Source organism: Herpetosiphonaceae bacterium (assembly GCA_036374795.1).
In the GTDB taxonomy this organism is placed as follows: Bacteria; Chloroflexota; Chloroflexia; order Chloroflexales; family Kallotenuaceae; genus LB3-1.
In genome coordinates, this window is record DASUTC010000140.1 from 1 (window position 1) to 24,423 (window position 24,423).

Below are 24,423 nucleotides of genomic sequence, written 5' to 3' on the forward strand. Positions count from 1 at the left end.
CGGCATAGAGCTGGTCAACATCTTCATTGTTGCGCTCAGTGTGCGAAACCGACGCTAAGACTTCGTCACACGTCACAAAGCCACGATCTCGTGCCAGCTCAAGCAGCTTGTCCAACATGCAGGACGTCCTCCAAAAGGCAAATAACACAAAACGTAAGTGAGGAAATATTTGCCAGCTTAAAGTATTCACGTAACAAGAGGGTCCGGGTTGGCAATCCACGGAACCCTCTCCTGTGCACACATTGCACAATCTATCACGAGCAACTATACTATAGCGGTTGCCACAGGCAAAGTCAACCCCTGTCTTAAAACGCTATTAACACTACCGAGATTTAGGCGAAATTTTGACTAATTATTGAGCTTTCGCCCGTACCTGCGCCGCATGGCGGCAGCGCTGCAAGATCCACGCCGCGAAGCTCCGCCGATCGTTCGCTGATGACCCTCATGGGTAGAGCCGCAAGGCAGCGGCGTGCGGCACCCCGATGAAGCTCCGCCAACTCATGGCACGGTGCTTGGAATGGGCTTACTATAGTGCTGTATGGCCTGTACGAAGGAGGTAGCTCGTGGATGAGGTTCAGGGATACTGTGTCAAATGCAAAACGCAACGAGCCATGAAGGACGCTCACGAAGAAAAGATGGATAACGGACGACGTGCCGCAAAGGGTACCTGCTCGGTCTGCGGCACAAAGATGACGAAGTTCCTGCCGAACGCCAAAAAGTAAGATCGCGCTCCAACAGAATCTCCTGCGCGGCGGGCGAGGTATACACCTCGCCCGCCGCTGTGTGGTATGCTATCACGTTAGTTAACGATGACAATCAAGCGTTGAGGCCATTATGTCTAAGCAGCCTGGTCCGCAGCAACCTGTGGCGGTCAATCGCAAAGCATTTCACGATTATTTTATCGAGGAAGAGTACGAGGCCGGGATTGTGCTGACCGGCTCCGAGATCAAATCCATCCGGCGCGGCAAGGCCAACCTGCGCGGCGCGTATGCTCGCATTCAGGATGGCGAGGCCTGGCTCTTCGACGCCCATATCTCGCCGAACGAGGAAACCGGCGCGATCTTCCAGCACGAGCCGACCCGACCACGCAAACTGCTGCTGCATCGGCGCGAGATCAACCGGCTGCTTGGCAAGCTCGAACAAAAAGGCTTGACGCTGGTTCCGCTCGACATCCACTTCAAGCAGCGTCGGGCGAAGGTCAAGCTTGGCCTGGCCCGTGGCAAGAAGCTCTACGACAAGCGCGAGGCGACAGCGGAGCGCGAGTCCAAGCGGCAGATCGAGCGGGCGCTCAAAGAGCGAAGATACGACGATTAGAACAAAGAACAACGGAACAAAGAACAACGGGGCAAGAACCAAGAACCAAATGGTGTAGCAGCCTGCCGAGGTTTGGAGAAGGGGGCTAGGCGGCGAGGGCCTCACCGCGAAACTCGAAACAAAAGAACACAGGACCGGCGCTGGATGCTCGGTCCTGTGTTCTCTGTTCTGTGTTCCCTGTTCTCCGCCTACCTTCCCGCCGTTAGCGTCTGCCCGACGAGATCCAGCACGGGGCTCGTAAGAAAGCCCTGGAGGACCACCAGCAGCGCCGCGAAGCCTACGCCAATCAGCATCGGCGAGGTGGTGAACGAGCGAACAGGCTCGGTGCGCTCGCGCATGTACATATTGACGATGATGCGCAGGTAGTAGAACGCCGAGATGACGCTGCTCAGCAGGCCGATCAGCGCCAGCCACCAGTACCCGGCCTGATACGCCACCTGGAAGACCAGCCACTTGGCGAAGAAGCCCGCCAGCGGCGGTACACCGGCCAGCGACAGCATGAAGATTGCCATCGCCATGCCGAGCAGCGGCTGCCGCCAGCCCATACCGGCAAGATCGGCAATGTCGAAGCGCTCCTCGCCCGCCTGCTCCAGCGCGATCACCACCGCGAACGCGCCCAGGTTGGTCAGCGAGTAGGCCAGGATATAGTACAGGAAGCTCTCGACCGCGCCCGCCTGGCGAATCGCGACCAGCGCGCAGAGAATAAAGCCAGCGTGGGCAATCGCCGAGTAGGCCAGCATGCGCTTGATATTATTCTGCACCACCGCCGCGACATTGCCGATCACCATCGTCAGCGCGGCCAGCAGCGCCAGCGGCAACTGCCACGTCTCGATCAGCCCCGGCAGCGCGATCTGCACCACCCGCAGCAGTGCCGCGAAGCCTGCCGCTTTGGTCGCCGTCGACATGTAGGCCGAAACGGGCGTCGGCGATCCCTCGTACACGTCGGGCGTCCACATATGGAACGGCACCATCGAGATCTTGTAGCCGAAGCCGATGATCAGCAATCCCACGCCGATCAGCAGCACCGGCGACGTGCGCAGCGCCGCGTTATCTTCGAGGATAGTGGCGATCGTGGTCAGATCCGTCGAGCCGGTGGTGCCATAGACCAGCGCGATGCCATAGATCAGAAAGCCCGCCGCGAACGCGCCATAGAGCAGGTACTTCATCGCGGCCTCTTCCGAGCGGATGCGCGGATAGGCAAAGCCCGCCAGCACGTACAGCCCGATCGAAACCCACTCCAGGCTCAGGAAGAGCACGATCAGGTTGCTGCCGTGCGCCATCATCATCATCCCGGCGGTGGTGAAGAGCAGCAGCGAGTAGTACTCGCCCATCTCGATCGATTGCCGCTTGAGATAGTCGATCGAGAAGAGGACCGTGATCGCCGTGATCAGCGCCAAGATCCAGTCGATTACGATCGCGGTATCGTCGATGCGCGCCATACCGGCGAACGACAGACGCGGCTGCGCGCCCCAGAAAGGCACCGCCACCGCCGCCGACGCCGCCAGGCCCAGCAGCGCCAGATAGGCCGTCGTGCGCTTGTTGGCGATAAAGAGATCGATCAGCAGCAGCACGGTTGCCCAGACGACGAGCAGCAGCGGCGGCCCGATCGTCGCCCAATCGATCTGCGGAATTGTAACATTCATCAATCTACCTCGTTGCCACCACAGGAGCAAGCCCGTTCGCCAGCGCCGTCACCGACTGATCCATCGCCTGGAAGAAGGGCGTCGGATACAGTCCGATCAGGATGATCAGCGCGATCACCGGCACCAGCATCGCAATCTCCAGACGGGTCGCATCGCGCATCTTCTCGGTCGCCTGGTTGACATCGCCCATCATCACGCGGCGGAACATCCAGAGCAGATAGACCGCCGACAGGATCACGCCGAGCAGACCAAAGGCCGCGAACTCCCAGCCCAGCACTTGCGAGCTGAGCGTGCCGAACATGATCGTCGCCTCGCCCACAAAGCCGTTGAGCGCGGGCAGGCCGATCGACGACATGATGATCAGCAGCGACATGCCCGTATAGACCGGCATCACCTTCCACAGCCCGCCGAATGCATCGATCTCGCGCGTGTGGCGGCGCTCGTAGATCATGCCCACGATCAAGAAGAGCGCGCCGGTCGACAGGCCATGATTGACCATTTGCAGGATCGCGCCATGGATGCCGATCGGGTTGAGCGCGAAGATGCCGAGCATCACAAAGCCCAGATGCGACACCGACGAGTAGGCGACCAGCTTCTTGATGTCGGTCTGGGCGTAGGCGATCCACGCGCCGTAGATGATGCCGATCACTGCCAGCACGCCGATCGCAAACGCAAAGTAGCGCGACGCCTCAGGAAAGAGCTGGAGGTTGAAGCGGATAAAGCCGTAGCCGCCGAGCTTCAGCAGCACGCCCGCCAGGATCACCGAGCCTGCCGTCGGCGCTTCGGTGTGCGCGTCGGGCAGCCACGAGTGGAACGGCCACAGCGGCACCTTGACCGCGAACGCCGCGAAGAACGCCAGGAACAGCCAGCGCGCCAGGTTTTGGTCGAGCACGAACTGCCCCGACTGAATCGCCGCGACCATGTCGGGCAGGCTAAAGCTGTTCCGACCCCACAGCACATACAGCGCGATGATCGCCAGCAGCATCAGCACCGAGGCCGCGAAGGTGTACAGAAAGAACTTGACCGTCGCGTAGATCCGGCGCGAGCCGCCCCAGATGCCGATCAAGAAATACATCGGCACCAGCGTAAACTCCCAGAAAATGTAGAACAGGAACAGATCTTGCGCCAGGAACACGCCGAGCATGCCTGTTTCGAGCGCCAGCATGAACGCCTCGAACGACCGCACGCGCGTATGCACCGAGTCGAACGTCGAAAGGATTGTGATCGGCGTGAGAAACGTCGTCAGCAGCACCAGCCACAGCGCGATACCGTCGATGGCGAGGTGATAGTCTACCCCAAACCGCGCGATCCACGGCACGCGCTCGACCAGTTGCAGCCCTGGCTCGCTTGCGTTGTAGAAGCCCAGGCCGGGCACCAGCGGCAGCGATACCACAAACACCGCCAGACTCCAGACCAGCGCGAGTCGCTTCGCGGTGCGGTCGCTGAGGCCGGGGATGAACAGCAAGACCAGCGCTCCCACCAGGGGCAGCCAGACAATCAAAGAAAGCAGAAAACTTTGCAAAGTCGCACCCTCAGTCTATAAGCATCAGCGTTCCGGCAGCACGCCGACAGGCCGGGGGTTTGGGGAACACCCCAAACCATCCTTGCTTCTTCCAGATCAGCGCCTGCGCTTGCCGTAGCAGGCCCCGGCGACGCGCTAGCGTACCGTCATAAAGCCGAAGTAGCCGATCACTGCTAGCACACCGATCAAGAAGACCAGCGTGTACGAGCGAACATAGCCGGTCTGCGCCTCGCGCAAGCCCTGGCCGCCAAGACCAACCAGCCGCGCCGCGCCATTGACCAGCCCATCGATACCCAGCGGGTCCAGAATCCGCGCCAGGAAGCGCGCCGTCGCCTTGAAGGGCCGCACCACCACGCTCTCATACACATCGTCGGCGTACCAGCGCTGCTCAAAGCCCTCGAAGAAGACGCCCAGCACCCGCTCCAGCGGATCGCGGAAGGTCTTCTTCCACTGCCGCTTGCCGTAGACCTGATAAGCTACCCAGATCGCGCCGAGCGCCAGCACCACGGTGATCGTCGCGAGCAGGAAATCGAACTCCGGCGGCTCCTGCACGGCGCCCGTCGCCTCGAACACCGGCTCCAGAAAATGATCCAGAAAGTGCAGGCCGGGGAAGTTGATCATGCCCGCGAGGGTCGCACCCACCGCCAGAATCCAGAGTGGCACCGTCATGATCGGCTCGCTCTCGTGCGGGTGGTAGCTGTGATCGCGCTGCTCGCCCCAGAAGATCAGGAAGACCTGACGGCCCATGTAGAACGCGGTCAGCGCCGCCGTGATAATCAGCAGCACTCCCAGCGTCGGGTAGGTGCCGAAGCGACCTCCGTGGAACGCCGCGCCGATGATCTCATCCTTCGAGAAGAAGCCCGCGAAAATCGGAATGCCTGCCAGCGCCAGCGTGCCGATGATATACGTGCGGAACGTCTGCGGCATGGCATTGCGCAGACCGCCCATGCGCCGCATATCCTGCGTCTCGTGCGTGCCGTGGATCACCGAGCCGGCTGCCAGGAAGAGCAGCGCCTTGAACACGCCGTGCGTCAGCAGGTGGAACATCGCGGCGGTGTACGCGCCCATGCCCGCGGCGGCGACCATGAAGCCAAGCTGCGAAACCGTCGAGAACGCCAGCACGCGCTTGATGTCGTACTGCCCGATCGCAATCGAGGCCGCCACAAACGCCGTCAGCACGCCGATGATGGCGGTCAAGTTTGAAACCGGCGCGGTCAGCGCGAAGATCGCGTGCGAGCGCACGATCAGATACACGCCCGACGTGACCATCGTCGCGGCGTGGATCAGCGCCGAGGCGGGCGTCGGGCCGGCCATCGCGTCGGGCAGCCAGACCCACAGCGGGATCTGCGCCGACTTGCCGGTGACGCCGATCAGCATCAAAAAGGCAATCGCCGAGGACACAGCGACCGGCCCAAAGATCCACTGAGTCTGCTGCCCGGCCAGGACCTCAGCCGCACGCGGGAAGATCGCGCCGAAGTTGAGCGAGCCGAAGCGCTGGAAGAGCGCCAGGATCGCCAGCATCAGCCCAAAGTCGCCCATGCGGTTGACCACGAACGCTTTCATCGAGGCGTAGCGCGCCTCCGAGCGCTCGAAGCTGTGGCCGATCAGCAGGTACGAGCAGAGGCCCACGCCCTCCCAGCCCAGGAACAGGAGCAAGTAGTTGTTCGCCAGCACCAGCAGCAGCATCGCGGTGACGAACAGATTCATGTACACAAAGTAGCGCACCGGACGCGGATCGTGAGCCATGTAGCCGATCGAGAAGACGTGGATCAGGCCGCCGACGCCCGTGATCAGCAGCACCATCACCGCCGACAGCGGATCGAATAAGAAGCCGAAGGGCACTCTGAGCCGTCCGGCCTCGATCCACTGCCACAGCGTAAAGTCAACATGCGTCTGCTCCTCGTGGGGCAGGCCCGCCAGCGTTGCCGTAGCGACCAGCGCCAGCACAAAGCCCAGAAGCACCGCCGCGCTGGCAATGATCCCGGCGCGTCGCCCGTCGCGGATCGCAAAAGTGTTGACCAGCGCGCCGAGCAGCGGCAGGACGATGATCAACGGGACAAGTGTTTGAATAAGCTCCACAAGATCCTTCCTCAGCAGTGAGAACAGAGAACAAAGAACAGAGAACAATCTACGGCTTTCTTTGTTCTTTGTTCCGTTGTTCGTTGTCCTTGAGACTTATCCCCGCATCGTATTGACTTCGTCGACGTTGGTGGTGCGCTTGGTGCGGAAGATGCCCACGAGCAGCGCAAGACCCACCGCAACCTCGGCGGCTGCCACAGTAATCACAAAAAAAGTTAAGATCTGACCGTCAACATGGCCCCACTGGCGTGAGAACGCAACCAGCGCCAGATTTGCCGAGTTTAACATCAGCTCGACCGACATAAAGACCACCAGCGCGTTGCGGCGGGTCAGCACGCCGATCACGCCGATCGTGAACAAGATGGCGCTCAACATCACATAATAGCTGGTAGGAACCATCAGGTGCGCGCTCCTTCTCGTGTACGGCTTTTGATCGTCAGCACAACCGCGCCGATCAACGCGACCAGCAGCAAAACCGAGGTAATTTCAAATGGCAGCAGATAGGTGCTGAAGAGCGCGCCTGCCATCGTCTCAGGCGATCCCAGGTTGTCGGGTAGCGGCGCCGGAGTCTGGGCCAGCGCGGGCGTGTCGGCACCCAGCAGCGCGTAGCCCGCAATGCCGATCAGCACCAGGCCAAGCACCAGCGCGACCGGCGTTTGCAGGGGCAGGCCGTTGACTTCTTCCTGGCCTTTCTCGGAGCCGAGCAGCATAATCACGAACAAAAACAATACCATGATCGCGCCCGCATAGACGGTGATCTGGACCATCGCCAGAAACGGCGCGCTCAGCAGCAGGTACAGCACGGCCACGCCGAAGAAGTTTAGCACCAGCCAGAGCGCCGAGTGTACGGCGTTATGGCTGAGCACCATTGCCGCCGCCGCTCCGATGGTAATCAATGCGGTAATAACAAAAAGCACAGTTTCCATAGCGTATTTTCTCCGCAACAAGAGACGAGTGACGACCGGCTATCTTACCACAAACGTCACTCGTCCCTTGCAGTGGTCACAGCTTAAAGCTCCATCTGCGCGGGTGGATTCGGCGGACGATTGAGATTCTGAAGGATCGGCGGCGGCTCGCCCCAGCCCTTATCTTCCGGCACCAGCAGCATCTCTTTGGTATAGACCGCCGACTTGCGATCGTAGAACGATAGCTCATACTGATGCTCCAGCACGATCGCGTTCGTCGGGCAGGCGTCCTCGCAGTAGCCGCAGTAGATGCAGCGCAGCATATTGATCTCGTACTTCACCGCGTAGCGCTCGCCGTAGCCGACCGGGTTATTCGGATCGTTTTCGGCGGGCTCGACGTAGATCGCGTCTGCGGGACAGGCCGCCGCGCACAGCGAGCAGCCGATGCAGCGCTCCTTGCCGTCGGCGTAGCGCTTTAGCTCGTGCTTGCCGCGAAACCGCTCGCGCACCGGTCGCTTGACCTCAGGATACGAGATCGTGATCGGACGCTGGAACAGGTATTTTGCCGTGGTCCGCAGCCCCTTGATCAAATCAAACATCAGATACTCCTAACGTGCGGCACCAAACAGGCCCGGCAGATACGGATCGATCACGATCGCGCCGACCGCCGTGATCGCCACCAGCGCCAGCGAGATCGGCAGCAGTTGCTTCCAGCCGATGTCCATCAACTGGTTGTACTTGAAGCGCGGCAGCGTCGCGCGGACCCAGACGCTCAAGAACAGGAAGAAGATCAGCTTCAGCAGGAAGTAGCCTACCGAAACCAGCGCGGCGATGTTGGGATAGCCCGCGTTGTAGAGCACGTCCACGCCGGGGCCGCGCCAGCCGCCCAGGAAGAGCGTCACGCCGATCGTCGAAACCGCGATCAGCTTGATATACTCGGCCATAAAGAAGAGCGCAAACTTCATCGACGAGTACTCGGTGTTGTAGCCGCCCACCAGCTCCTGCTCGGCCTCCACGAGGTCGAAGGGCGCGCGCACCACTTCCGCCGTCGAGGCCAGCCAGAAGACACAGAAGGCGATCAGGCCCGTTGGCTTGAAAATATTCCACCAGCCCGCCTGGCTCTCCACGATGCGGCACGTGCTGAGCGAGCTGAACGTCTCGGCGGGCTGCTGCCACATCAGCGCGCACGACGGATAGGCCGCGCTCGCCTGGGCGGCTGGCTGATCGGTCAGCATGATCGCCACCAGGATCGACAGGCCCAGCGCCAGCTCGTAGGAGATGAGCTGCGCCGCCGAGCGAATGCCGCCGAGCATCGAGTACTTGTTGTTGGACGACCAGCCGCCGAGCGTGATGCCGTACACGCCGATCGATGTGACCGAGAGCAGGTACAGAATGCCGACGTTGATGTCGGTAAACTGGATCGGCACTACCGCCGCCTCCTGGCCCAGCAGCCACGACAGATCGAGATACGCGCCGAACGGGATCACCGCGAAGAGCAGGATCGCCGGGATCATCGCCAGCGCGGGCGAGAGATTATAGATCACCTTGTCGGCCTGCGTCGGCGTGATGTCCTCTTTGAAAAAAAGCTTGACCGCGTCCGCCAGCGGCTGGAAAAAGCCGCCCGGCCCGGCGCGGTTCGGCCCGACGCGGTTTTGGAACCGGGCCAGCAGCCGCCGCTCGAACAACGTCAGATAGGCAAACGCCGTCGTCGTGCCCAGGAACAGCACCAGCGCGACGATGATCAGCGTGATCAGCCGAACCCAAAAACTCATGTTACGCCTCGACCTTTTCGATCTTCACGGGCGTTAAAACACCGGTCTGGAGCGCGCCCAGCGGGATCTCCGCCAGATCGGGCACGAGCAGTGTTCCCTCGCCGACTTCGCCATCGACCTTTGCATCCAGCTCCAGCGCGCCAAGCGCCGAGGTCAGCCGCACCCGGTCGCCTGAGCTGATGCGCAGCCGCGCGGCATCCGCCCGCGCAATCCCGACATACGGACGCGGCACCCAGAAGCTCAGGCCCTCGGCGTTCTGCATCAGCGTGCCGCCGTCGTACAGGCGCGGCGCGGCGACCAGCAGCATCTGGCCGTCCTGTCGCGCCAGCGCGCCCGGCTGCGAGAAGACCAGATCGAACGCGACATTCGGCTGCTCCGCCAGCGTCGGCCACTGCACGCCGAAGCCCTCGGTATTCTCGTAGCTCGTGCCGTCGTAGAAGACCGGATCGGCCACCGCCTGACGGCCCCACACGCCGCCGCTCGATTTGAGCCTGGCGTAGCTCGCGCCCTTGTAGATCGCCACGCGCTCCACGATCTCGGCATTCACGTCGTCGATGGAGCGATAGACCCACGGGCTTTGCGTCGACATCTGCGCCGTGCGCGCCTTCTTCTTGCTGGTCTGGCCCCTGCCTGCGCCGACAGCGACGGTCGCCGTCTCCGCCACGGGCATCATATTCGCCAGCGTGCGGCCAAGCGCGCCGATGATCTGCCAGTCGGGACGGCTCTCGCCCAGGCTGTTGCGCGCCGCGCGGAAGCGCTGCACGCGCCGCTCGGCGCTGGTGTACGTGCCGTCGCGCTCGGCGAACGCCGCCGCAGGCAGCACGAAGTCCGCTAGCTGCGCGGTCGGCGTCATGAATAGATCCTGCACGATCACCAGATCGACCTTGTTCAGCGCCGCCTCGGCCCCAGGATTGGCCCCCACCGGATCAAGACCGGCGATGTACATCGCGCGCAGCTTGCGATTAGCCGCCGCCTGCAACATCTGCCGCGCGGTCATGCCGCTCTTGGAGACGGCGGTATAGCCCGGCCCCTTGCTCGGTCGGACGCCCATGTCGAGCGCGCCACGGCTATTGTTGTAGCGCAGGATCGGCAGCACGCCGTTGCCGGCCCGCCCCACATGCCCCGTCAGCAGGGCGATGTTGCCGAGCGCCTGAAGCAGCGGCGTCCCGGCGGCGAACGCCTCGCGGCCATAGACGATGATCAGGTTTTCGGCTCCGGCCACGCTCCTGGCGACCGCTTGCAGCACATCGGCGGCGATGCCGGTCTGCTCCGCCACCTTGGCGACGCTGAACGGCTGGAGCGCGGTACGCAGCGTGTCGAGGTTCTTGGTGCGGCTGGCGATAAACTCGCGCTGCTCAAGGCCGCCTTCGAGGATCGCCGACAGCACGCCGAGCACAAACTGCGTCTCGCTGCCGTAGCTGTAGCGCACCGTGCTCGACGCCGCAGCATCCAGCTTGGTCGGGCGGCCATTCGCCACGATCAGCTCGCCGCCCCGGCGCCTGATGCCGCGCAGCCGCAGCAGATAGACCGGCGCTTCTTCTTCGGGATCGGCGCCGACGACCAGCACCGTGGTGCCTTTGCCGAGCTTGCCCAGGTCGGTGCCGCTGGCAACGCCGAAGGCATAGCCCAGATCGTCGTGCTCAGGCTCGTCGCGCGTGCCGTTGCGACAGTCGATGTGCGGCGACTGTAAGACCTCGCGGAAGAGCTTCTGGAACAGGTACAGATCCTCGTTCGCCAGCCGCCCGCCCGCAAGACCGGCGATCACATCGCCGCCATAGCCTTCGACGATGCCATAGAGCCGCTGCGCGATCTCCTCCAGCGCCTCCTGCCAGCTCGTCTCGATCAGGCCGCCGTCGTGCCGCACCAGCGGCCTGGTCAGGCGCTTGGGACTATCCGCGAAGTGATGCCCGTAGCGGCCACGGTCGCAGATCCAGATCTCGTTGACCCACTCGTTGGCGCGCGGCTGCACGCGCTTGATGTCGCGGTAGCGCATATCGAGCGTGATGTTGCAGCCAACCGGGCAGTGCGGGCAGATGCTCGGCACCGGCTTGACTTCCCAGACGCGGCCAGCAAAGCGGAACTCGTGGCTCATCAGCGCGCCGACCGGACAAATATCGACGGTGTTGCCCGAAAACTTCGAGTTGAACGGCGGATTCGACCTGGACTGGATCATCCAGGCCCGGCCACGGTTGGCAAAGCCCAGCACGCTATCGCCCGCGATCTCATCCTCGAAGCGCACGCAGCGCGAGCACAGAATGCAGCGCTCGCGGTCCAGGTCGATCAGCGGGCCGAGCGGCACCGGCTTCTCGAAGTGAACCTTGTCGCTGTAGTCGAAGCGCGTGACGGCAGGGCCGTAGCCCATCGTCAGGTTTTGCAGCGGGCACTCGCCGCCCTTGATACACACGGGACAGTCGAGCGGATGCGACGTGAGCAGCATTTCGAGCACGCCTTTGCGGGCAAACTCGACCTCCGCCGTGTTGGTCTTGACGACCATCCCGTTCGAGACGGGCGTGGTGCAGGCCGTCTGCAAGCGCGGCATCATCGCGATCACCGGCTTGCTCTCCCCGTCCAGCACCGGCTGCTTGGTCGCCGGGTCCATCTTGGGCGTGCCCACCTCGACGAGGCACATGCGGCACATGCCGACCGGCGGAAGCTTCGGGTGATGGCAAAACACCGGGATCTCGATGCCCACTTCGAGCGCGGCCTCGACAACCCCTGTGCCCTGCGGCACCGTCACTTCTACTCCATCGATGGTCAGTTTAATATCTGGCATAGTGTCAATTCTATCGCGGGAGCGCCCCGCAGAGCGCCGCCGCCTGAAAATCGATTAGCGCGCGGGTGGCATCGCCGCGCCGGTGTACGCGCTTCCCTCAGCCGCAGCGACATGCGGCATCGGGTGACTCGCGCCCAGCGGACAGCGGCCAAGTTCGATATGCTGGCGGATCTCGTCGGCGAAGTACTTGAGCGCCGAGGCGACCGGAGAAACCGCCGACTCGCCCAGCGGACAGAAGCACTTGCCGAGCATCTCCTTGCCCAGGTCGTTGAGCAGCGGAATATCGCTGGCGCGGCCTTTGCCGTGCTCGATGCGCTCCCAGACCTTGACCAGGAAGTGCGTTCCTTCGCGGCAGGGCGTACACTTGCCGCACGACTCGTGCTTGAAGAACTCGTCGACTTTCATCGAGGCCGCCACAACGCAGGTCGAGTCGTCGAGCACCACCACTGCCCCTGATCCGAGCATCGTGCCCTTGGCCGCGAGATCGTCCCAGGTCAGCGGCAGGTCCAGATGCTCCGGCGTGTTGATCAGCCAGTTGGCCGACGCGCCGCCGGGGATCAGAAACTTCAGCTCGTGGCCGTCGCGGATACCATCCGCCAGCTCGTAGATGAACTGGCGCATCGTGATGCCCAGCGGGATCTCGAAGTTGCCAGGCCGCTTGACGTGACCGCTGATCGAGATCGCTTTGGTGCCGGGCGACTTCTCCGTGCCGTAGGAGCGGAACCAGTCCGCGCCGCGCTCGATGATCATCGGCACGTTCGCCAGCGTCTCGACGTTGTTCACGACTGTAGGCTTGGCGTACAGGCCCGCAACTGCCGGGAAGGGCGGCTTGAGGCGCGGCTGTCCGATCTTGCCCTCAAGCGATTCGAGCAGCGCGGTTTCCTCGCCGCAGATGTACGCGCCCGCGCCGCGATGCACGTAGAGATCGAAGTCGAAGTCGGTGCCCCAGAGCTTTTGGCCGAGAAAGCCCTTGTCGTAGGCTTCGCGGATCGCCCGCTCCAGGTTGCGCGCGCCGTAGGCATACTCGCCGCGAATGTAGATATAGCCGGTGGTCGCGCCGACGGCAAACCCGGACATGATCATGCCCTCGATCATCTGGTGCGGGTTGAAGTCGATCACCTCGTGATTGTTGAAGGTACCCGGCTCCGACTCGTCGGCGTTGCAGACGAGGTACTTGGGCGTGATGTCTTTGGGGATAAAGCCCCACTTGACGCCCGTGGGAAAGCCCGCGCCGCCGCGCCCGCGCAGCCCCGACTTCTTCACCTCGTCGATGATCGCGCTCGGCTGCATCGTCGTGAGCGCCTTGCGCGCCACCTCGTAGCCGCCGCGCCGCATATACTCGTCGATCTGCCCGATGTCGGGATAATCGCGGTTGCGCAGCACGATATGCTCCGTGAGAAACGGATTCGGAAACTCCGAGCCGTAGCCATTTGCGGGACCGCCGGGATAGCCGTTTTCGTAACGAATCGTCTCCATACCAAACGCTCTCCCTTACTTCTCCGCGAACCGGCCAGAGACGCTCAGCGTCTCGCCGCGCTGCACTTTCTGCGCCAGATCTTCGAGCATTCCCGGCACCTGATCCGGCGTGACATCGTACAGGAACTCAAGGTTAGCCTGCATCACGGGCGCGCGGTGGCACGCGCCGATGCACTTAACCCGTTGCAGCGTAAACAGGCCGTCGGGCGTGGTTTCGCCCGCCTGGATGCCGAGCCGCTGCTCAAGATCGGCCACCAGCTCCTCGGCTCCGGTGAAGCAGCACGGATTATCGTCGCAGACCTGCAACACCCACTTGCCGACCGGCTGATCGTAGATCAGCGAGTAGAAGGTCGCCACCTCGTACACATCGGTGTAAGGCATATCCAGAATATCGGCGACCTCCTGAATATGATCGATGTTGAGATAGCCGTACTCGTCCTGCGCAATGTAGCACAGCGGCAGCACCGCTGACTTCTTGATCGGGTAGCGCGACAGGATCGCGGCGATCTCGCTGGCGTATGTATCTGCTAACACGTAAACCTCTTTTTGGCCCTCACCCCCGGCCCCTCTCCCATCGCGATAGGAGAGGGGTGCTGAGTGAAGCGAAGCGGGGTGAGGGCCTGCTTCTACCGATCGACTTCGCCCAGCACCGGGTCGAGACTGGCGATCATCGCCACCAGATCGGCGATGAGCTTGCCCTGCGCCATGTGCGGCAGCGCCTGCAAGTTGATGAACGACGGCGCGCGGAAGTGTACCCGCCAGGGCTTGTTCGAGCCGTCGCTGACGATGTAGCAGCCCAGCTCGCCGCGCCCAGACTCGACCGCGACATAGGCGTCGCCCTTCGGCGGCTTGAAGCCCTCGGTCCACAGCTTGAAGTGGTGGATCAGCGACTCCATCGAGTAGGTGATCTCTTCCTTCGGCGGCGGCCAGATCTTGCGGTCGCTGGTGGCGTACGGGCCGTCCGGCAGGTTGTCGAGCGCCTGCTGGGCAATCTTGACCGACTCGCGCATCTCGGCGATGCGCACCAGATAGCGCTCGTAGGTATCGCCCTCGGTGCCGGTGATCAGCTTGAAGTCGTAGTTCTCGTAGCCGGAGTACGGAAACATCTTGCGCATGTCGTAGGGCACGCCCGTGGCGCGCAGGTTCGCGCCCGTCACGCCCAGCGCCAGCGCATCCACCGCGCTCAGCCTGCCGACTCCGACCGTGCGATCTTTCCAGATCGGGTTATCGGTCAGCAGCGCCTCGTACTCGTCGATCCGGCCAGGGAAAATATCGAGGAAGCGCTGGACCGTCGGCTTGAACTCTTTGGGAAAGTCCCAGGCCAGGCCGCCGGGACGAATAAAGCTGGTCATCATGCGCGCGCCCGACACCAGTTCCTTGATGTCGAGGATCATCTCGCGCTCGCGGAAGCAGTACAAGAAGACGCTCATCGCCGCAAGGTCGAGCGCGTGAGTGCCCAGCCAGACGAGGTAGCTGTTCATGCGCTCCAGCTCGTTGAGCAGCACCCGGCCAACCTGCGCGCGCGGCGGGATCTCGCAATCGAGCAGCTTCTCGACGGCCAGCGAGTAGACCATGTTGTTGATCATCGGGCCAAGATAATCCGTCCGGTCCGTCATCACGAGGGCCTTTTGGTAGGTCTTGGCCTCCATGTTCTTTTCGATGCCGGTATGCAAAAATCCGACATCCGGCGCCAGTTGCAGCACGTCCTCGCCCGAAAGCTCGACGACCAGGCGCAGCACGCCGTGCGTCGAGGGATGCTGCGGCCCCATGTTCAGCACCATCGACTCATCCGACGCCTGATCCTTGGGACGATTGGCGTTCGCGGCGATCACCTGGCGCGGCGACGGCACGGAGATCTCACGGGCTGCCTGAGCGATCTGCGCTGATGTCGGGAAGTTCCGCGCTCGGTCGCTGCCACTGGTGCCGCTGTTGTTGATAGCGGCACGCCGCTGCGCGATAGTAGGTTCAGCAACAGCCATAATTACTCCAGGGGTCCGGGTTCGAGCGGCAGAGGCGGAAGATCACACGGCTCCCGATCCCCGGCCACTCAACCATGACATCTATTCTCTTGCGTATGGTTTCTGCGCATCAACGGCGTCGTGGTTGAACGTAAACGCCACTTCCTCATAGACCAGCGGCTGATCTTTGCGCTGCGGGTATCCGTCCCAATCCTCCGGCATCAGGATGCGCTGCAAGTCGGGGTGGCCGTCGAAGACGATCCCGAACATATCATAGGCTTCACGCTCCTGAAAGGTTGCCGTCGGCCACAAGGGGACCAGGCTTGGCACGTGCGGGCGCTCTTCGTCGGCGCCTACTTTGAGCACCACCAGATGCATGTTGACAAAGCTGCGCAGATGATAAACGACCTCGAAGCGCGGCTCGCGGCCCAGGTAGTCTACGCCGGTGATGCTTGCCAGAAAGATGTATTGCAGATCGGGATCGTCGCGCAGGAACGCGGCGACCTGAGGCAGCGCATCGGGGCGGAGCCGCAGCGCCAGATCGCCGCGATACTCGCTGGCCTCAAGCACCGCCGCGCCGAAGCGCTCCACGACCCGCTGGCGAACGGTTGCGTTATCAAGCGTCATAGCTAGCTCCGGCTCCCGGTTGTCGCCACCTGCCGCCCGACCGCGTCCAGCCGCAGCGCTTCATCGCTGGCGCGCGGTGCCAGCTTTTCGCGCTTGACCTTCTCGTGCAAGAACATGATGCCGTGGATCAGCGCCTCAGGGCGTGGCGGGCAGCCTGCCACGTACACATCCACCGGCACGATCTCGTCGACGCCCTGCACGATCGCGTAGTTGTTGTACACGCCGCCGCACGATGCACAGTCGCCCATCGCGATCACCCACTTGGGATCGGACATCTGATCGTAGAGCTGCCGCACCACCGGCCCCATCTTGCGCGACACGCGACCCGCGACGATCATCAGGTCCGCCTGCCGCGGCGAGGCGCGGTTGATCTCCATACCGAAGCGCGATAGATCGTAGTCGCTGGCCTGCGCCGCCATCATCTCGATCGCGCAGCACGCCAGGCCGAAGAGCATCGGCCACATCGCGTTGGTGCGGCCCCAGTTGACCGCCGACTCAAGTGTGGTCGTGATCACGCCAAGATTTCCGGCTTTTTCTTCTAATCCCATCGGAAAGCTCCCTTCTTGAGAGCATACAAATACCCTGCCAGCAGAATAATCACAAAAATGCCCATCTCGACCAGCCCAAAAACTCCCAGATTCCGGTAGATCAGCGCATACGGCAACATAAAGATGATTTCGATGTCGAACAGAATAAAGATCATCGCGACCAGATAGAAGCGCACCGGCATTCGGCGCATCGCCGAGCCGATCGGGTTCATCCCCGACTCGTAGGGCATCAGCTTGCGCAGCGAGCCGCGCTTCGGGCCAAGCAGGTACGACATGCCGATCACCACAAAGGCTAGAACGGTGGTCAGCACAAAGAGGATCAAAATCGGTAGCCACGGGGTCAACGATTGCATCGCGTATGCTCCGCTTAAGACAGGCATTAGCCGCCTCACGACGAGGCGGCTTCGTTGCCAGATGTCATTATATCCACCTCCAAGATTGTGTCAAGATGCACAATCTTCTTATAGGATGCTGAGAACCATCATATTATATGCCACCATTCAACGGGACGATGTATGATACCATCGTCATCGCTCGCTCGATTCAAAGCACGGAATGGCAGATATGCAAGCAGCCGCCACCAGCACACGAGCTCCCGCACCGATCTTTCTGCTATCAGGGCCGCCCGGCGCAGGCAAGACCACGATTGCCGCTGCTCTGATGCAGCGCTTTCCGTTCGGCATCCACATTCCGCTCGACGATCTGCGCGAGTGGGTTGTATCCGGCATCGCGCATCCCCTGCCACACTGGACAGACGAGACAGGTCGACAGTTTCACCTCGCACGGCAGGCGGTGGTCCAGACGGCGCTGCTGTACCACACAGCGAATTTTGCCGTAGCGATCGACGATCTTATCTTTCCTGCCGAAGCTCACACGATCTTTGTCGAGCAGCTCCCAGGAGGCAACCTGCATAAGATTGTGCTGCTGCCCAGCGTCGAGGTTGCGCTCGCGCGAAATGCTCAGCGCACCAACAAACGATTTGACACGCAGGCATTGGCCGAGCCTATTCGGACGCTTCGGCAAGAGCTTGCCGAACAGCCGTTTGTCGAGATGGGCTGGCGCATCATCGACAACAGCGCACTGACGATAGATGAAACGGTCAGCATGATCCTGCGGAGCATACTGTAGCGGCAGAACTCGAAACTTGAAACTTGAAACCTGAAACTTGAAACCTGAAACTTGGAACAAATCAGAGGCAAGCTTGCAAGATCATGATCACAGCCAGGAGGCGCGTGACGAGACGCAGCATGCGGTCGAAGGTGCCGCCGGTAGGCCCGGCGCGCTGCCTGCCGCAGAAAGCGCGTACCTGGATCGCGTCGTCGCGATCCTTCAGCAGCGCCTGGGTCAACGGCTGCTCGGCGTCTACCTTTTCGGCTCGGCTGCATACGGCGATTACGAGCCGGGGATCAGCGACCTCGACGTGCAGGCAGTGTTGACGACGCTGCTCGACAAGCAGATGTGCAGAGAGATTGCCGCTAGCCTGACACACCGTGTCCTGCCGTGTCCGGCCCGCCGACTGGAGCTGGTAATCTACGCGCGGCCCGCGATCGATCCCGCTGCGCGCCACCCTCGGTTCGATCTCAACCTGAATACGGGCGCGGGCGAGGACGATCATCTTGTGCTCGATCCCGCCGAAGAGTCGAGCCATTGGTTTCTGCTCGATATTGCTATGGGCCACGAGCTCGGGCGCAGCCTGCTGGGGCCGCAGCCTGCCAAGGTCTTTGCGCCGATACCCCGGCGCTGGTGCCTGGAAGCGATCGGCGATTCGCTGGCGTGGCATCGTCGCCATGAGTCCGCATCCGCCAATAGCGTGCTCAATGCCTGCCGTGGTTGGCGCTACGCCGTGACCGGCACGTTCGGCTCGAAGTTGGCTGGCGCTGCGTGGGCGCGTCGACAGCCGAATTGTCCATCCGTGGTGGCACAGGCCGAGCAGCGACGGCTTGGCGGCCCGCCGCTCAGCGCCGCCGAGGTAACGGAGCTGGTCGAGATCGTGGGGGCGGCGGTGCGGGCGGCGCTCCTCCGCGAGCAGGACGCGGGCTGGCAGCAGAAGCTCTAATCTCTCAATCTCCATATCCAAGTGGCGGTATAAAGGTTGCAGATGCGGCTTGCAATGCACATCCATAACGCACGCCACAGCGGCCACTCGCTCGGCTGTGCCCGCCTGGTGCAACCGCTGATGCAATTTGACCGTCGAACTATACTAGAGTAACAGGTTGTCAAGGAGGTATGCGATGGGGTTTTTGGATTCGATCAGCAAAACCCTGACGGCGGGCGTCGATCGCGCCAAGTTCGAGGCCGATAAGTTCCAGCGCACCAGCCGGATCAGCGGTGAGATCAACAATATCAAGAGTCAGATCGATACCAACACGCGGCAGTTGGGCGAGCGCGCGCTTGAGCTGTATCAGCAGGGAGCGATCACCGCGCCGGAGATCGCCAGCCTGGCCCAGATCATCGCTCAACTGCGGGAGCAGCAGACCCTTAAGGAAACCGAGCTGAACGAGGCGCAGGGCGAAACGTTCGAGGCATGGCACGCATCACAGCCGCAGACAGCGCCTACGTCGCCCTCGCAGAGCGTGCCGATCATGAGCGAAACCAGCACACCGCAGACCGGCACGTCCGAGGCTCCGCGCTTCACCGGGCGCAGCTACGATCTACCGGAGAGCACCGACATCTCAGGCAGCGGCCTGCCCAACTCAAGCTCGGTCGGCGGCGATTGGGCTGGCTCCACCAGCGGACAGATCGGCCAGCAGCCGACCGGCAGCCAATGGGCCGGACCAACAGGCGGACAGCCAGCGGTTGGCAATACGCCATATGCGTGCCCTACCTGTGGGCAAGCGATTGCCAACAACGCCGCCTTCTGCCCTAACTGTGGGACCAAGGTGGCACAGGTAAGCTGAGTCGGCAGCAGCATCCTTCGGCGCAGCGCTGGATCTTGCGCTGCGCCTGCTTTTGCAGCGCGTTTAGCGCTCCGGCTCGTGTCGTTGACGCGCATGGCTGCGCGCCATTGCCTCGGCCCACTGCCAAAGTGCCTGCGCATGCTGCGGACGAGAGAGCGCATACAAGTTGTAGCGCTCAGCGCTGGATGAGGTGATCCGCAGCGCCAGGGGATGCGCCGTGCCGTTGAGTGCCAGCAGCACCGCCTCACCGGCCCACATGCATCGATGCACCTCGTAGCCACGGCGATTCAGCGCGTCAGCGACCCGCGCGACTATGGCCGCGAGCTGCTCAGGCAGCACATAGCCGTACACGACATTCGTTTCAGCGGGACGGCGGGGGAGCAGCTTAACGCCATCGAGCGCTTCGAGAATAGCTGCCAGGTGTTCGTCCATTGCATGCCTCGTAGCTTGACAGCCATTCTATATACTATCGCCTGTCGTAAAAAGTCGCGCGCTACGTCTCGTCGCGCTCGATGCTGGCCTGTGCAGAAAAGCCCTCAGGATAGCGCGCCCGGAGCTTGGTGATATTTTGCGCGGCGATCGATTCGAGATCCAGGCCGCAGGCGTCGGCCAGCATCGCGACATACCACAGCACATCGCCAAGCTCTTTGGCAAGCGCCGCCTGATCGAGCGGATGGCCGTGAAACAGATGCTTTTTGATCGCCTCGCTGCACTCGCCCGCCTCGCCCACCAGCCCCAGCGCGGTCATCGCCAGCCGCTCGCGCCGATCCAGCGCCGCGCTCAAGGTGCGCCTGGCCGAATCCTGGTACTCGTCGAAGTTCACGCATCGATCCTTTCAGGAATTAAGCGGCTCTGCCGCTCGGTCGCCTATAGCATCATCTGCGCGGCGCTATCCAGCCGATCCAGCTAACGAGCCAAAGATCTGACACATGAGCAATACGCATAGCATAGCGCCAACGGCTGTGCAGCCTTTCCGAAGTTTTTTCATTCATCTCCTCGATCGTCATGGCCTGGAATGATCAACGATGCGGCAATCCCTGGCAAGTGATGGTATTGGCGTACTTTAATAGGTTGGTTGCGGCGCGACAAGCGCTAGCCGTAGCCATTGATCAGCAGTTGGGATAGTACTGATGCGGTTTCAGGGAGCAGACCTGAGGTTCCTCCAAGCCCGACCGGGACCAGACGATGCGCAGCGTACCCGGCCAGATCCGGCGCAGCCCGACCAACCGCAGAGCAAGCAGATCGAGTATCATGGGGAGAAGACGTAATCCTGAATAGGAGTGGCGTTATGACAACTGAACAACCGCTACATATTATTTTGATGGGCGCGCCAGGAGCGGGCAAATCCACCCAATCGCGGATGCTCAGGTCGCGCTATCCGGTGTATGTGCTCGCCACGGGCCAAATGCTGCGCGACGAGGTCGCCAGGCGCACGGCGCTGGGGCTGCTGGCCGACTCATACTTTCAGCGCGGCACGCTGCTGCCCGACGACGTGATGATCGCGCTGATCACCGAGCGGCTGCTGCAACTCCGGCCCGATCAGGGCTTTTTGCTCGACGGCTTTCCGCGCACGGTTCCGCAGGCCGAGGCGCTGGATAGCTTGATGCAGCGGCTCGACCGCTCGCTGAGCGCCGTGATCTCGCTGAGCCTGAGCGACGATGAGGCGATCCGGCGGCTGGGTGGTCGGCGCATGTGCGAGGGCCTGGGCGAGCCGTTCCCGCTGCATGTCGACGACACGGCCAGCGTGGATGCATGCCTGCGCCTGGGAGGAAGACTCGTCACCCGGCCCGACGACGAGCCGGAGGTGATCGTCGAGCGGCTGCGCGTGTACGAGGAAGAGACGGAGCCGCTGATCGACTACTACCGCCGCCAGGGCTTGCTGCATACGATCTCAGCCGAAGGCGATCCCGAAACGGTTCAGGCGCAGATCGTCCAGACGTTGGATGCGACAGGGCGCGGTCGGGAGCAGGCTTCGGGGTAGCGCCTGCGAACGCGCAGCCAGGGAGCGCAGCGTCAAGGCTCAGGGGTTCTCTTGCACGGGCCGACGTGCTATACTCGCCTATGCAGCCAGTCTCCTACCAGCCACCTGCAACAACCCACCGCCAGCATGCGTACTGTATGTGGCGTCCACCAAGTAAACCCTTCGTAAGGAGTAGATCCTCATGCAATGCACGAGCTGTGGTACAGACCTACAACCCGGCATGAACTTTTGCTCTCGCTGCGGCACGCGCGTTGCCGCGAGCCAGCCCGCCGCTGCGACCGGCCCGACCACGTTTATCGGCGGCGATGGCGATTTCCAGAGCCAGGCCGGTCAGCGCCTCGATCTGCCCGATCCCAAGGTTATCGCCAGCGGCGAGGGCAAGACCGGCATGGACTATCAGATCGTCGGCACGACGATGCAGGCCGCGATTATTCAGCTTGAGCCCGGCCAGACGATCTTTTCGGAAACGGGCGGCATGGCCTGGATGAGCGGCAACGTGATCATGAATACCAACGCGGGCGGTGGCGGCGGTGGGATTGGCGGCATGCTCGGCGGCATGGTCAAGCGCGCGCTGTCAGGCGAGTCGCTCTTTATCGTGGACTACACGGTGCAGGGCGGTCGCGGGCTGGTCGCCTTTGCCTCGGAGTTTCCCGGCAAGATCATTCCGCTGCACCTCGGCCCCGGCCAGTCGATGATTATGCAGCGCGATGCGTTCATGTGCGCCGAAAAGACCGTCACGCTCGAAATGCATTTCCGGCGCAACCTGGGGTCGGGCTTCTTCGGCGGCGAGGGCTTCGTTATGCAGCGCGCGACCGGGCCTGGCGTCGTCTTTGCCGAGCTTGACGGCGAGATCGTGGAGTACACGCTGGAGGCCGGGCAGGTGTTGAAGGTCGATACCGGCCACGTCGCGATGCTTGAGCCGACGGTCCAGTTCGATGTCGAGATGATCCGTGGCTTCCGCAACATCCTCTTCGGCGGCGAGGGCCTCTTCCTGGCAACCCTGCGCGGTCCGGGTCGCGTGTGGCTCCAGACGATGCCCGCGATGAACCTGGCGAAGAAGATTGCCAACTACCTGCCGCGCACGAACGGCAGCGGCGGCAGCCAGGGCGGCATGGGCAATATCGGCAACTTAGGCAACTTCTTCGGCGGCGACTAGCATCGCGGCGCGAAAGCTGCAAGAAGGATCGGCGGCTACGTCGATCCTTGTTCTTTGTCGAGAGGAGCGTATGAGCGACTCGGCAGATGATCTCAAAGCGTTAGAGCAGGAATGCGCGATGGAATTCTTCACGGCGGGCGGTCCCGGCGGGCAGCATCGCAACCGCGTAGCGACGGGCGTGCGGCTGCGCCACCATGCCAGCGGCATCGTCGTGACAGCCACGGAGCGCCGCTCGCAGGCGGCTAATCGGCAGGTGGCGCTGGAGCGGCTGGCGCGGCGGCTGGCCCAGGCGGCGATCGTGCCCAAAGAGCGCCATGCAACCCGCCCAAGCCGCACCAGCCAGCTCGAACGGCTGGCCCGCAAGCGCCAGCGCTCGGCGGTGAAGGCCACGCGCAGCCGTCCCAAGTTCGAGGATTGAGCAGGATCATGGAATAGTGGTCATGGCCTTCAAGGCAACCGTGTATGTGATCAGTGAGACGAAGTTAGGAGCTTAAAGTGCAACCCCTCCTCACATGAGGAGGGGTTGCGCTGCGTTCAGGTAGCTAGGTATCCTCCTTAATCGTTATCAACAATCGTCAGTGTTGCGACACCAGGCGAACCAAGCGCCGCATTGGCGGGATTACTCAGCGTAATCGTCACCGTCTCGTTCGGCTCATCAGTGGTATCGTTGATGATCGGAACGCTGATGGTCTTGCTGGTCTGGCCGGGATCGAACGTCACCGTGCCGGTGCTGGTCGTGTAATCGCTGCCCGCCGTCGCCGTGCCGTTGCTGGTGGCGTACTCCACCGTCACCGGCTGCGCGGACGCCGCGTTCAAGCGCACCGTCAGCGTCGCGCTGGTAGCGCTCTCCTGCACGCTGTAGGTGCTGGCGCTAAACGTAATGGTATCGTTAGCGTTAATCGTCACTGTGGCCGTGGCAGGTGTGCCCAGCCCGGCGTTGTTCGGACTACTCAAGCTGACCGTGAACGTCTCGTTCCCTTCCAGCAGCCCGTCCTCCAGCAGCGGAATGCTGATGGTCTTGCTGGTCTGGCCGGGATCGAACGTCACCGTGCCGGTGCTGGTCGTGTAATCGCTGCCCGCCGTCGCCGTGCCGTTGCTGGTGGCGTACTCCACCGTCACCGGCTGTGCGGACGCCGCGTTCAAGCGCACCGTCAGCGCCGCCGCTGCCGCGTTTTCGCCCACGCTGTAGGTGCTGGCGCTAAACGTGATCGTATCGTTGGCGTTGATCGTCACCGTCGCTGTGGCAGGTGTGCCCAGCCCGGCGTTGCTCGGACTACTCAGGCTCACCGTGAACGTCTCGTTCCCTTCCAGCAGCCCGTCCTCCAGCAGCGGAATGCTGATGGTCTTGCTGGTCTGGCCGGGATCGAACGTCACCGTGCCGGTGCTCGTGGTGTAGTCACTGCCCGCCGTCGCCGTGCCGTCGCCCGTGGCGTACTCCACCGTCACCGATTGCGCGGACGCCGCGTTCAAGCGCACCGTCAGCGTCGCCGCCGCCGCGTTCTCGCCTACACTCAACGTGCTGGCGCTGAAGGTGATCGTATCGTTGGCGTTGATCGTCACGGTGGCCGTAGCGGGTGTGCCCAGTCCCGCATTGCTCGGACTACTCAGGCTCACCGTGAACGTCTCGTTCCCTTCCAGCAGCCCGTCCTCCAGCAGCGGAATGCTGATGGTCTTGCTGGTCTGGCCGGGATCGAACGTCACCGTGCCGGTGCTGGTCGTGTAATCGCTGCCCGCCGTCGCGGTGCCGTCGCTCGTGGCGTACTCCACCGTCA

The 24,423-nt window shown here is 62.5% G+C and carries 24 protein-coding genes; 7 read left to right on the forward strand and 17 right to left on the reverse strand.

Annotated features, from left to right (window positions below):
• Positions 1–834 precede the first annotated feature (834 nt).
• A complete protein-coding gene (gene smpB, locus VFZ66_09725) occupies positions 835–1,314 on the forward strand; it encodes an SsrA-binding protein SmpB (protein HEX6289458.1) in 480 nt (159 codons plus the stop codon).
• A 188-nt stretch (positions 1,315–1,502) separates the two neighbouring features.
• Here smpB and VFZ66_09730 read toward each other — a convergent pair whose 3' ends face one another.
• From VFZ66_09730 to VFZ66_09795, 14 genes are all read right to left on the reverse strand, one after another.
• A complete protein-coding gene (locus tag VFZ66_09730; GenBank protein ID HEX6289459.1) occupies positions 1,503–2,957 on the reverse strand; it encodes an NADH-quinone oxidoreductase subunit N in 1,455 nt (484 codons plus the stop codon).
• A gap of 4 nt (positions 2,958–2,961) precedes the next feature.
• Complete coding sequence (locus VFZ66_09735; GenBank protein HEX6289460.1) at positions 2,962–4,479, reverse strand: NADH-quinone oxidoreductase subunit M; 1,518 nt, start codon at positions 4,477–4,479, stop codon at positions 2,962–2,964.
• A 135-nt stretch (positions 4,480–4,614) separates the two neighbouring features.
• A complete protein-coding gene (nuoL, locus tag VFZ66_09740; protein HEX6289461.1) occupies positions 4,615–6,558 on the reverse strand; it encodes an NADH-quinone oxidoreductase subunit L in 1,944 nt (647 codons plus the stop codon).
• Between the two features lie 96 nt (positions 6,559–6,654).
• Positions 6,655–6,957 carry an NADH-quinone oxidoreductase subunit NuoK gene (gene nuoK, locus VFZ66_09745; protein ID HEX6289462.1) on the reverse strand — a complete coding sequence of 101 codons (303 nt, stop codon included), beginning with the start codon at positions 6,955–6,957 and terminating at the stop codon, positions 6,655–6,657.
• Complete coding sequence (locus VFZ66_09750) at positions 6,957–7,484, reverse strand: NADH-quinone oxidoreductase subunit J (protein ID HEX6289463.1); 528 nt, start codon at positions 7,482–7,484, stop codon at positions 6,957–6,959. Before VFZ66_09750 ends, nuoK begins: the two co-directional genes overlap by 1 nt.
• An 83-nt stretch (positions 7,485–7,567) precedes the next feature.
• On the reverse strand, positions 7,568–8,062 hold the full coding sequence (gene nuoI / locus VFZ66_09755; protein HEX6289464.1) for an NADH-quinone oxidoreductase subunit NuoI: 495 nt from the start codon (positions 8,060–8,062) through the stop codon (positions 7,568–7,570).
• A 9-nt stretch (positions 8,063–8,071) separates the two neighbouring features.
• Positions 8,072–9,235: a complex I subunit 1 family protein gene (locus tag VFZ66_09760; GenBank protein ID HEX6289465.1), complete on the reverse strand. Its 1,164-nt coding sequence runs from the start codon at positions 9,233–9,235 to the stop codon at positions 8,072–8,074.
• Between the two features lies 1 nt (position 9,236).
• Positions 9,237–12,008, reverse strand: a complete 2,772-nt coding sequence (gene nuoG, locus VFZ66_09765) for an NADH-quinone oxidoreductase subunit NuoG (protein ID HEX6289466.1) — start codon at positions 12,006–12,008, stop codon at positions 9,237–9,239.
• Between the two features lie 54 nt (positions 12,009–12,062).
• Positions 12,063–13,484 carry an NADH-quinone oxidoreductase subunit NuoF gene (gene nuoF, locus VFZ66_09770; GenBank protein HEX6289467.1) on the reverse strand — a complete coding sequence of 474 codons (1,422 nt, stop codon included), beginning with the start codon at positions 13,482–13,484 and terminating at the stop codon, positions 12,063–12,065.
• A 15-nt stretch (positions 13,485–13,499) separates the two neighbouring features.
• A complete protein-coding gene (gene nuoE, locus VFZ66_09775; GenBank protein HEX6289468.1) occupies positions 13,500–14,018 on the reverse strand; it encodes an NADH-quinone oxidoreductase subunit NuoE in 519 nt (172 codons plus the stop codon).
• A 92-nt stretch (positions 14,019–14,110) separates the two neighbouring features.
• Positions 14,111–15,463: an NADH dehydrogenase (quinone) subunit D gene (nuoD, locus tag VFZ66_09780; protein HEX6289469.1), complete on the reverse strand. Its 1,353-nt coding sequence runs from the start codon at positions 15,461–15,463 to the stop codon at positions 14,111–14,113.
• An 81-nt stretch (positions 15,464–15,544) separates the two neighbouring features.
• A complete protein-coding gene (locus tag VFZ66_09785; GenBank protein HEX6289470.1) occupies positions 15,545–16,069 on the reverse strand; it encodes an NADH-quinone oxidoreductase subunit C in 525 nt (174 codons plus the stop codon).
• 2 nt (positions 16,070–16,071) lie between these two features.
• The gene (locus VFZ66_09790; GenBank protein HEX6289471.1) at positions 16,072–16,617 is read right to left on the reverse strand and encodes an NADH-quinone oxidoreductase subunit B family protein; all 546 of its coding nucleotides are present in this window, start codon (positions 16,615–16,617) and stop codon (positions 16,072–16,074) included.
• Positions 16,608–16,970 (reverse strand): NADH-quinone oxidoreductase subunit A, encoded by a 363-nt coding sequence (locus VFZ66_09795; GenBank protein HEX6289472.1) that lies wholly within the window; start codon positions 16,968–16,970, stop codon positions 16,608–16,610. The genes VFZ66_09790 and VFZ66_09795 overlap by 10 nt, the downstream gene beginning before the upstream one ends.
• Before the next feature lie 211 nt (positions 16,971–17,181).
• On the opposite strand from VFZ66_09795, the gene VFZ66_09800 reads away from it, so the two are divergent.
• The 3 genes from VFZ66_09800 (at position 17,182) to VFZ66_09810 (ending at position 19,514) form a co-directional block, all read left to right on the forward strand.
• Entirely contained in the window at positions 17,182–17,745 is a 564-nt protein-coding gene (locus VFZ66_09800) for an AAA family ATPase (GenBank protein ID HEX6289473.1), read from the forward strand.
• Between the two features lie 73 nt (positions 17,746–17,818).
• On the forward strand, positions 17,819–18,673 hold the full coding sequence (locus VFZ66_09805; GenBank protein ID HEX6289474.1) for an aminoglycoside adenylyltransferase domain-containing protein: 855 nt from the start codon (positions 17,819–17,821) through the stop codon (positions 18,671–18,673).
• A 175-nt stretch (positions 18,674–18,848) separates the two neighbouring features.
• Positions 18,849–19,514: a zinc ribbon domain-containing protein gene (locus VFZ66_09810; protein HEX6289475.1), complete on the forward strand. Its 666-nt coding sequence runs from the start codon at positions 18,849–18,851 to the stop codon at positions 19,512–19,514.
• A gap of 63 nt (positions 19,515–19,577) precedes the next feature.
• On the opposite strand, the gene VFZ66_09815 is transcribed toward VFZ66_09810, so the two are convergent.
• A complete protein-coding gene (locus VFZ66_09815; GenBank protein ID HEX6289476.1) occupies positions 19,578–19,946 on the reverse strand; it encodes a hypothetical protein in 369 nt (122 codons plus the stop codon).
• 61 nt (positions 19,947–20,007) lie between these two features.
• Positions 20,008–20,337: a nucleoside triphosphate pyrophosphohydrolase family protein gene (locus VFZ66_09820; GenBank protein HEX6289477.1), complete on the reverse strand. Its 330-nt coding sequence runs from the start codon at positions 20,335–20,337 to the stop codon at positions 20,008–20,010.
• A gap of 465 nt (positions 20,338–20,802) precedes the next feature.
• Here VFZ66_09820 and VFZ66_09825 point away from each other — a divergent pair, with 465 nt between their 5' ends.
• From VFZ66_09825 to VFZ66_09835, 3 genes are all read left to right on the forward strand, one after another.
• Positions 20,803–21,495, forward strand: a complete 693-nt coding sequence (locus VFZ66_09825) for an adenylate kinase (GenBank protein HEX6289478.1) — start codon at positions 20,803–20,805, stop codon at positions 21,493–21,495.
• A 181-nt stretch (positions 21,496–21,676) separates the two neighbouring features.
• A complete protein-coding gene (locus VFZ66_09830; GenBank protein ID HEX6289479.1) occupies positions 21,677–22,651 on the forward strand; it encodes a TIGR00266 family protein in 975 nt (324 codons plus the stop codon).
• 70 nt (positions 22,652–22,721) lie between these two features.
• Positions 22,722–23,069: a peptide chain release factor-like protein gene (locus VFZ66_09835; GenBank protein HEX6289480.1), complete on the forward strand. Its 348-nt coding sequence runs from the start codon at positions 22,722–22,724 to the stop codon at positions 23,067–23,069.
• A 137-nt stretch (positions 23,070–23,206) separates the two neighbouring features.
• Here the strand turns inward: VFZ66_09835 and VFZ66_09840 are convergent.
• A partial coding sequence (locus VFZ66_09840) for a Calx-beta domain-containing protein (GenBank protein ID HEX6289481.1) occupies positions 23,207–24,423 on the reverse strand: 1,217 nt, incomplete at its 5' end.

Coding starts and splice junctions, on each gene's coding strand:
- smpB (HEX6289458.1), top strand. CDS start 835: ATGTCTAAGCAGCCTGGTCCGCAGCAACCTGTGGCGGTCAATCGCAAA.
- VFZ66_09730 (HEX6289459.1), bottom strand. CDS start 2,957: ATGAATGTTACAATTCCGCAGATCGATTGGGCGACGATCGGGCCGCCG.
- nuoK (HEX6289462.1), bottom strand. CDS start 6,957: ATGGTTCCTACCAGCTATTATGTGATGTTGAGCGCCATCTTGTTCACG.
- VFZ66_09750 (HEX6289463.1), bottom strand. CDS start 7,484: ATGGAAACTGTGCTTTTTGTTATTACCGCATTGATTACCATCGGAGCG.
- nuoI (HEX6289464.1), bottom strand. CDS start 8,062: ATGTTTGATTTGATCAAGGGGCTGCGGACCACGGCAAAATACCTGTTC.
- VFZ66_09760 (HEX6289465.1), bottom strand. CDS start 9,235: ATGAGTTTTTGGGTTCGGCTGATCACGCTGATCATCGTCGCGCTGGTG.
- nuoG (HEX6289466.1), bottom strand. CDS start 12,008: ATGCCAGATATTAAACTGACCATCGATGGAGTAGAAGTGACGGTGCCG.
- nuoF (HEX6289467.1), bottom strand. CDS start 13,484: ATGGAGACGATTCGTTACGAAAACGGCTATCCCGGCGGTCCCGCAAAT.
- nuoD (HEX6289469.1), bottom strand. CDS start 15,463: ATGGCTGTTGCTGAACCTACTATCGCGCAGCGGCGTGCCGCTATCAAC.
- VFZ66_09785 (HEX6289470.1), bottom strand. CDS start 16,069: ATGACGCTTGATAACGCAACCGTTCGCCAGCGGGTCGTGGAGCGCTTC.
- VFZ66_09790 (HEX6289471.1), bottom strand. CDS start 16,617: ATGGGATTAGAAGAAAAAGCCGGAAATCTTGGCGTGATCACGACCACA.
- VFZ66_09795 (HEX6289472.1), bottom strand. CDS start 16,970: ATGCAATCGTTGACCCCGTGGCTACCGATTTTGATCCTCTTTGTGCTG.
- VFZ66_09800 (HEX6289473.1), top strand. CDS start 17,182: ATGCAAGCAGCCGCCACCAGCACACGAGCTCCCGCACCGATCTTTCTG.
- VFZ66_09810 (HEX6289475.1), top strand. CDS start 18,849: ATGGGGTTTTTGGATTCGATCAGCAAAACCCTGACGGCGGGCGTCGAT.
- VFZ66_09815 (HEX6289476.1), bottom strand. CDS start 19,946: ATGGACGAACACCTGGCAGCTATTCTCGAAGCGCTCGATGGCGTTAAG.
- VFZ66_09825 (HEX6289478.1), top strand. CDS start 20,803: ATGACAACTGAACAACCGCTACATATTATTTTGATGGGCGCGCCAGGA.
- VFZ66_09830 (HEX6289479.1), top strand. CDS start 21,677: ATGCAATGCACGAGCTGTGGTACAGACCTACAACCCGGCATGAACTTT.
- VFZ66_09835 (HEX6289480.1), top strand. CDS start 22,722: ATGAGCGACTCGGCAGATGATCTCAAAGCGTTAGAGCAGGAATGCGCG.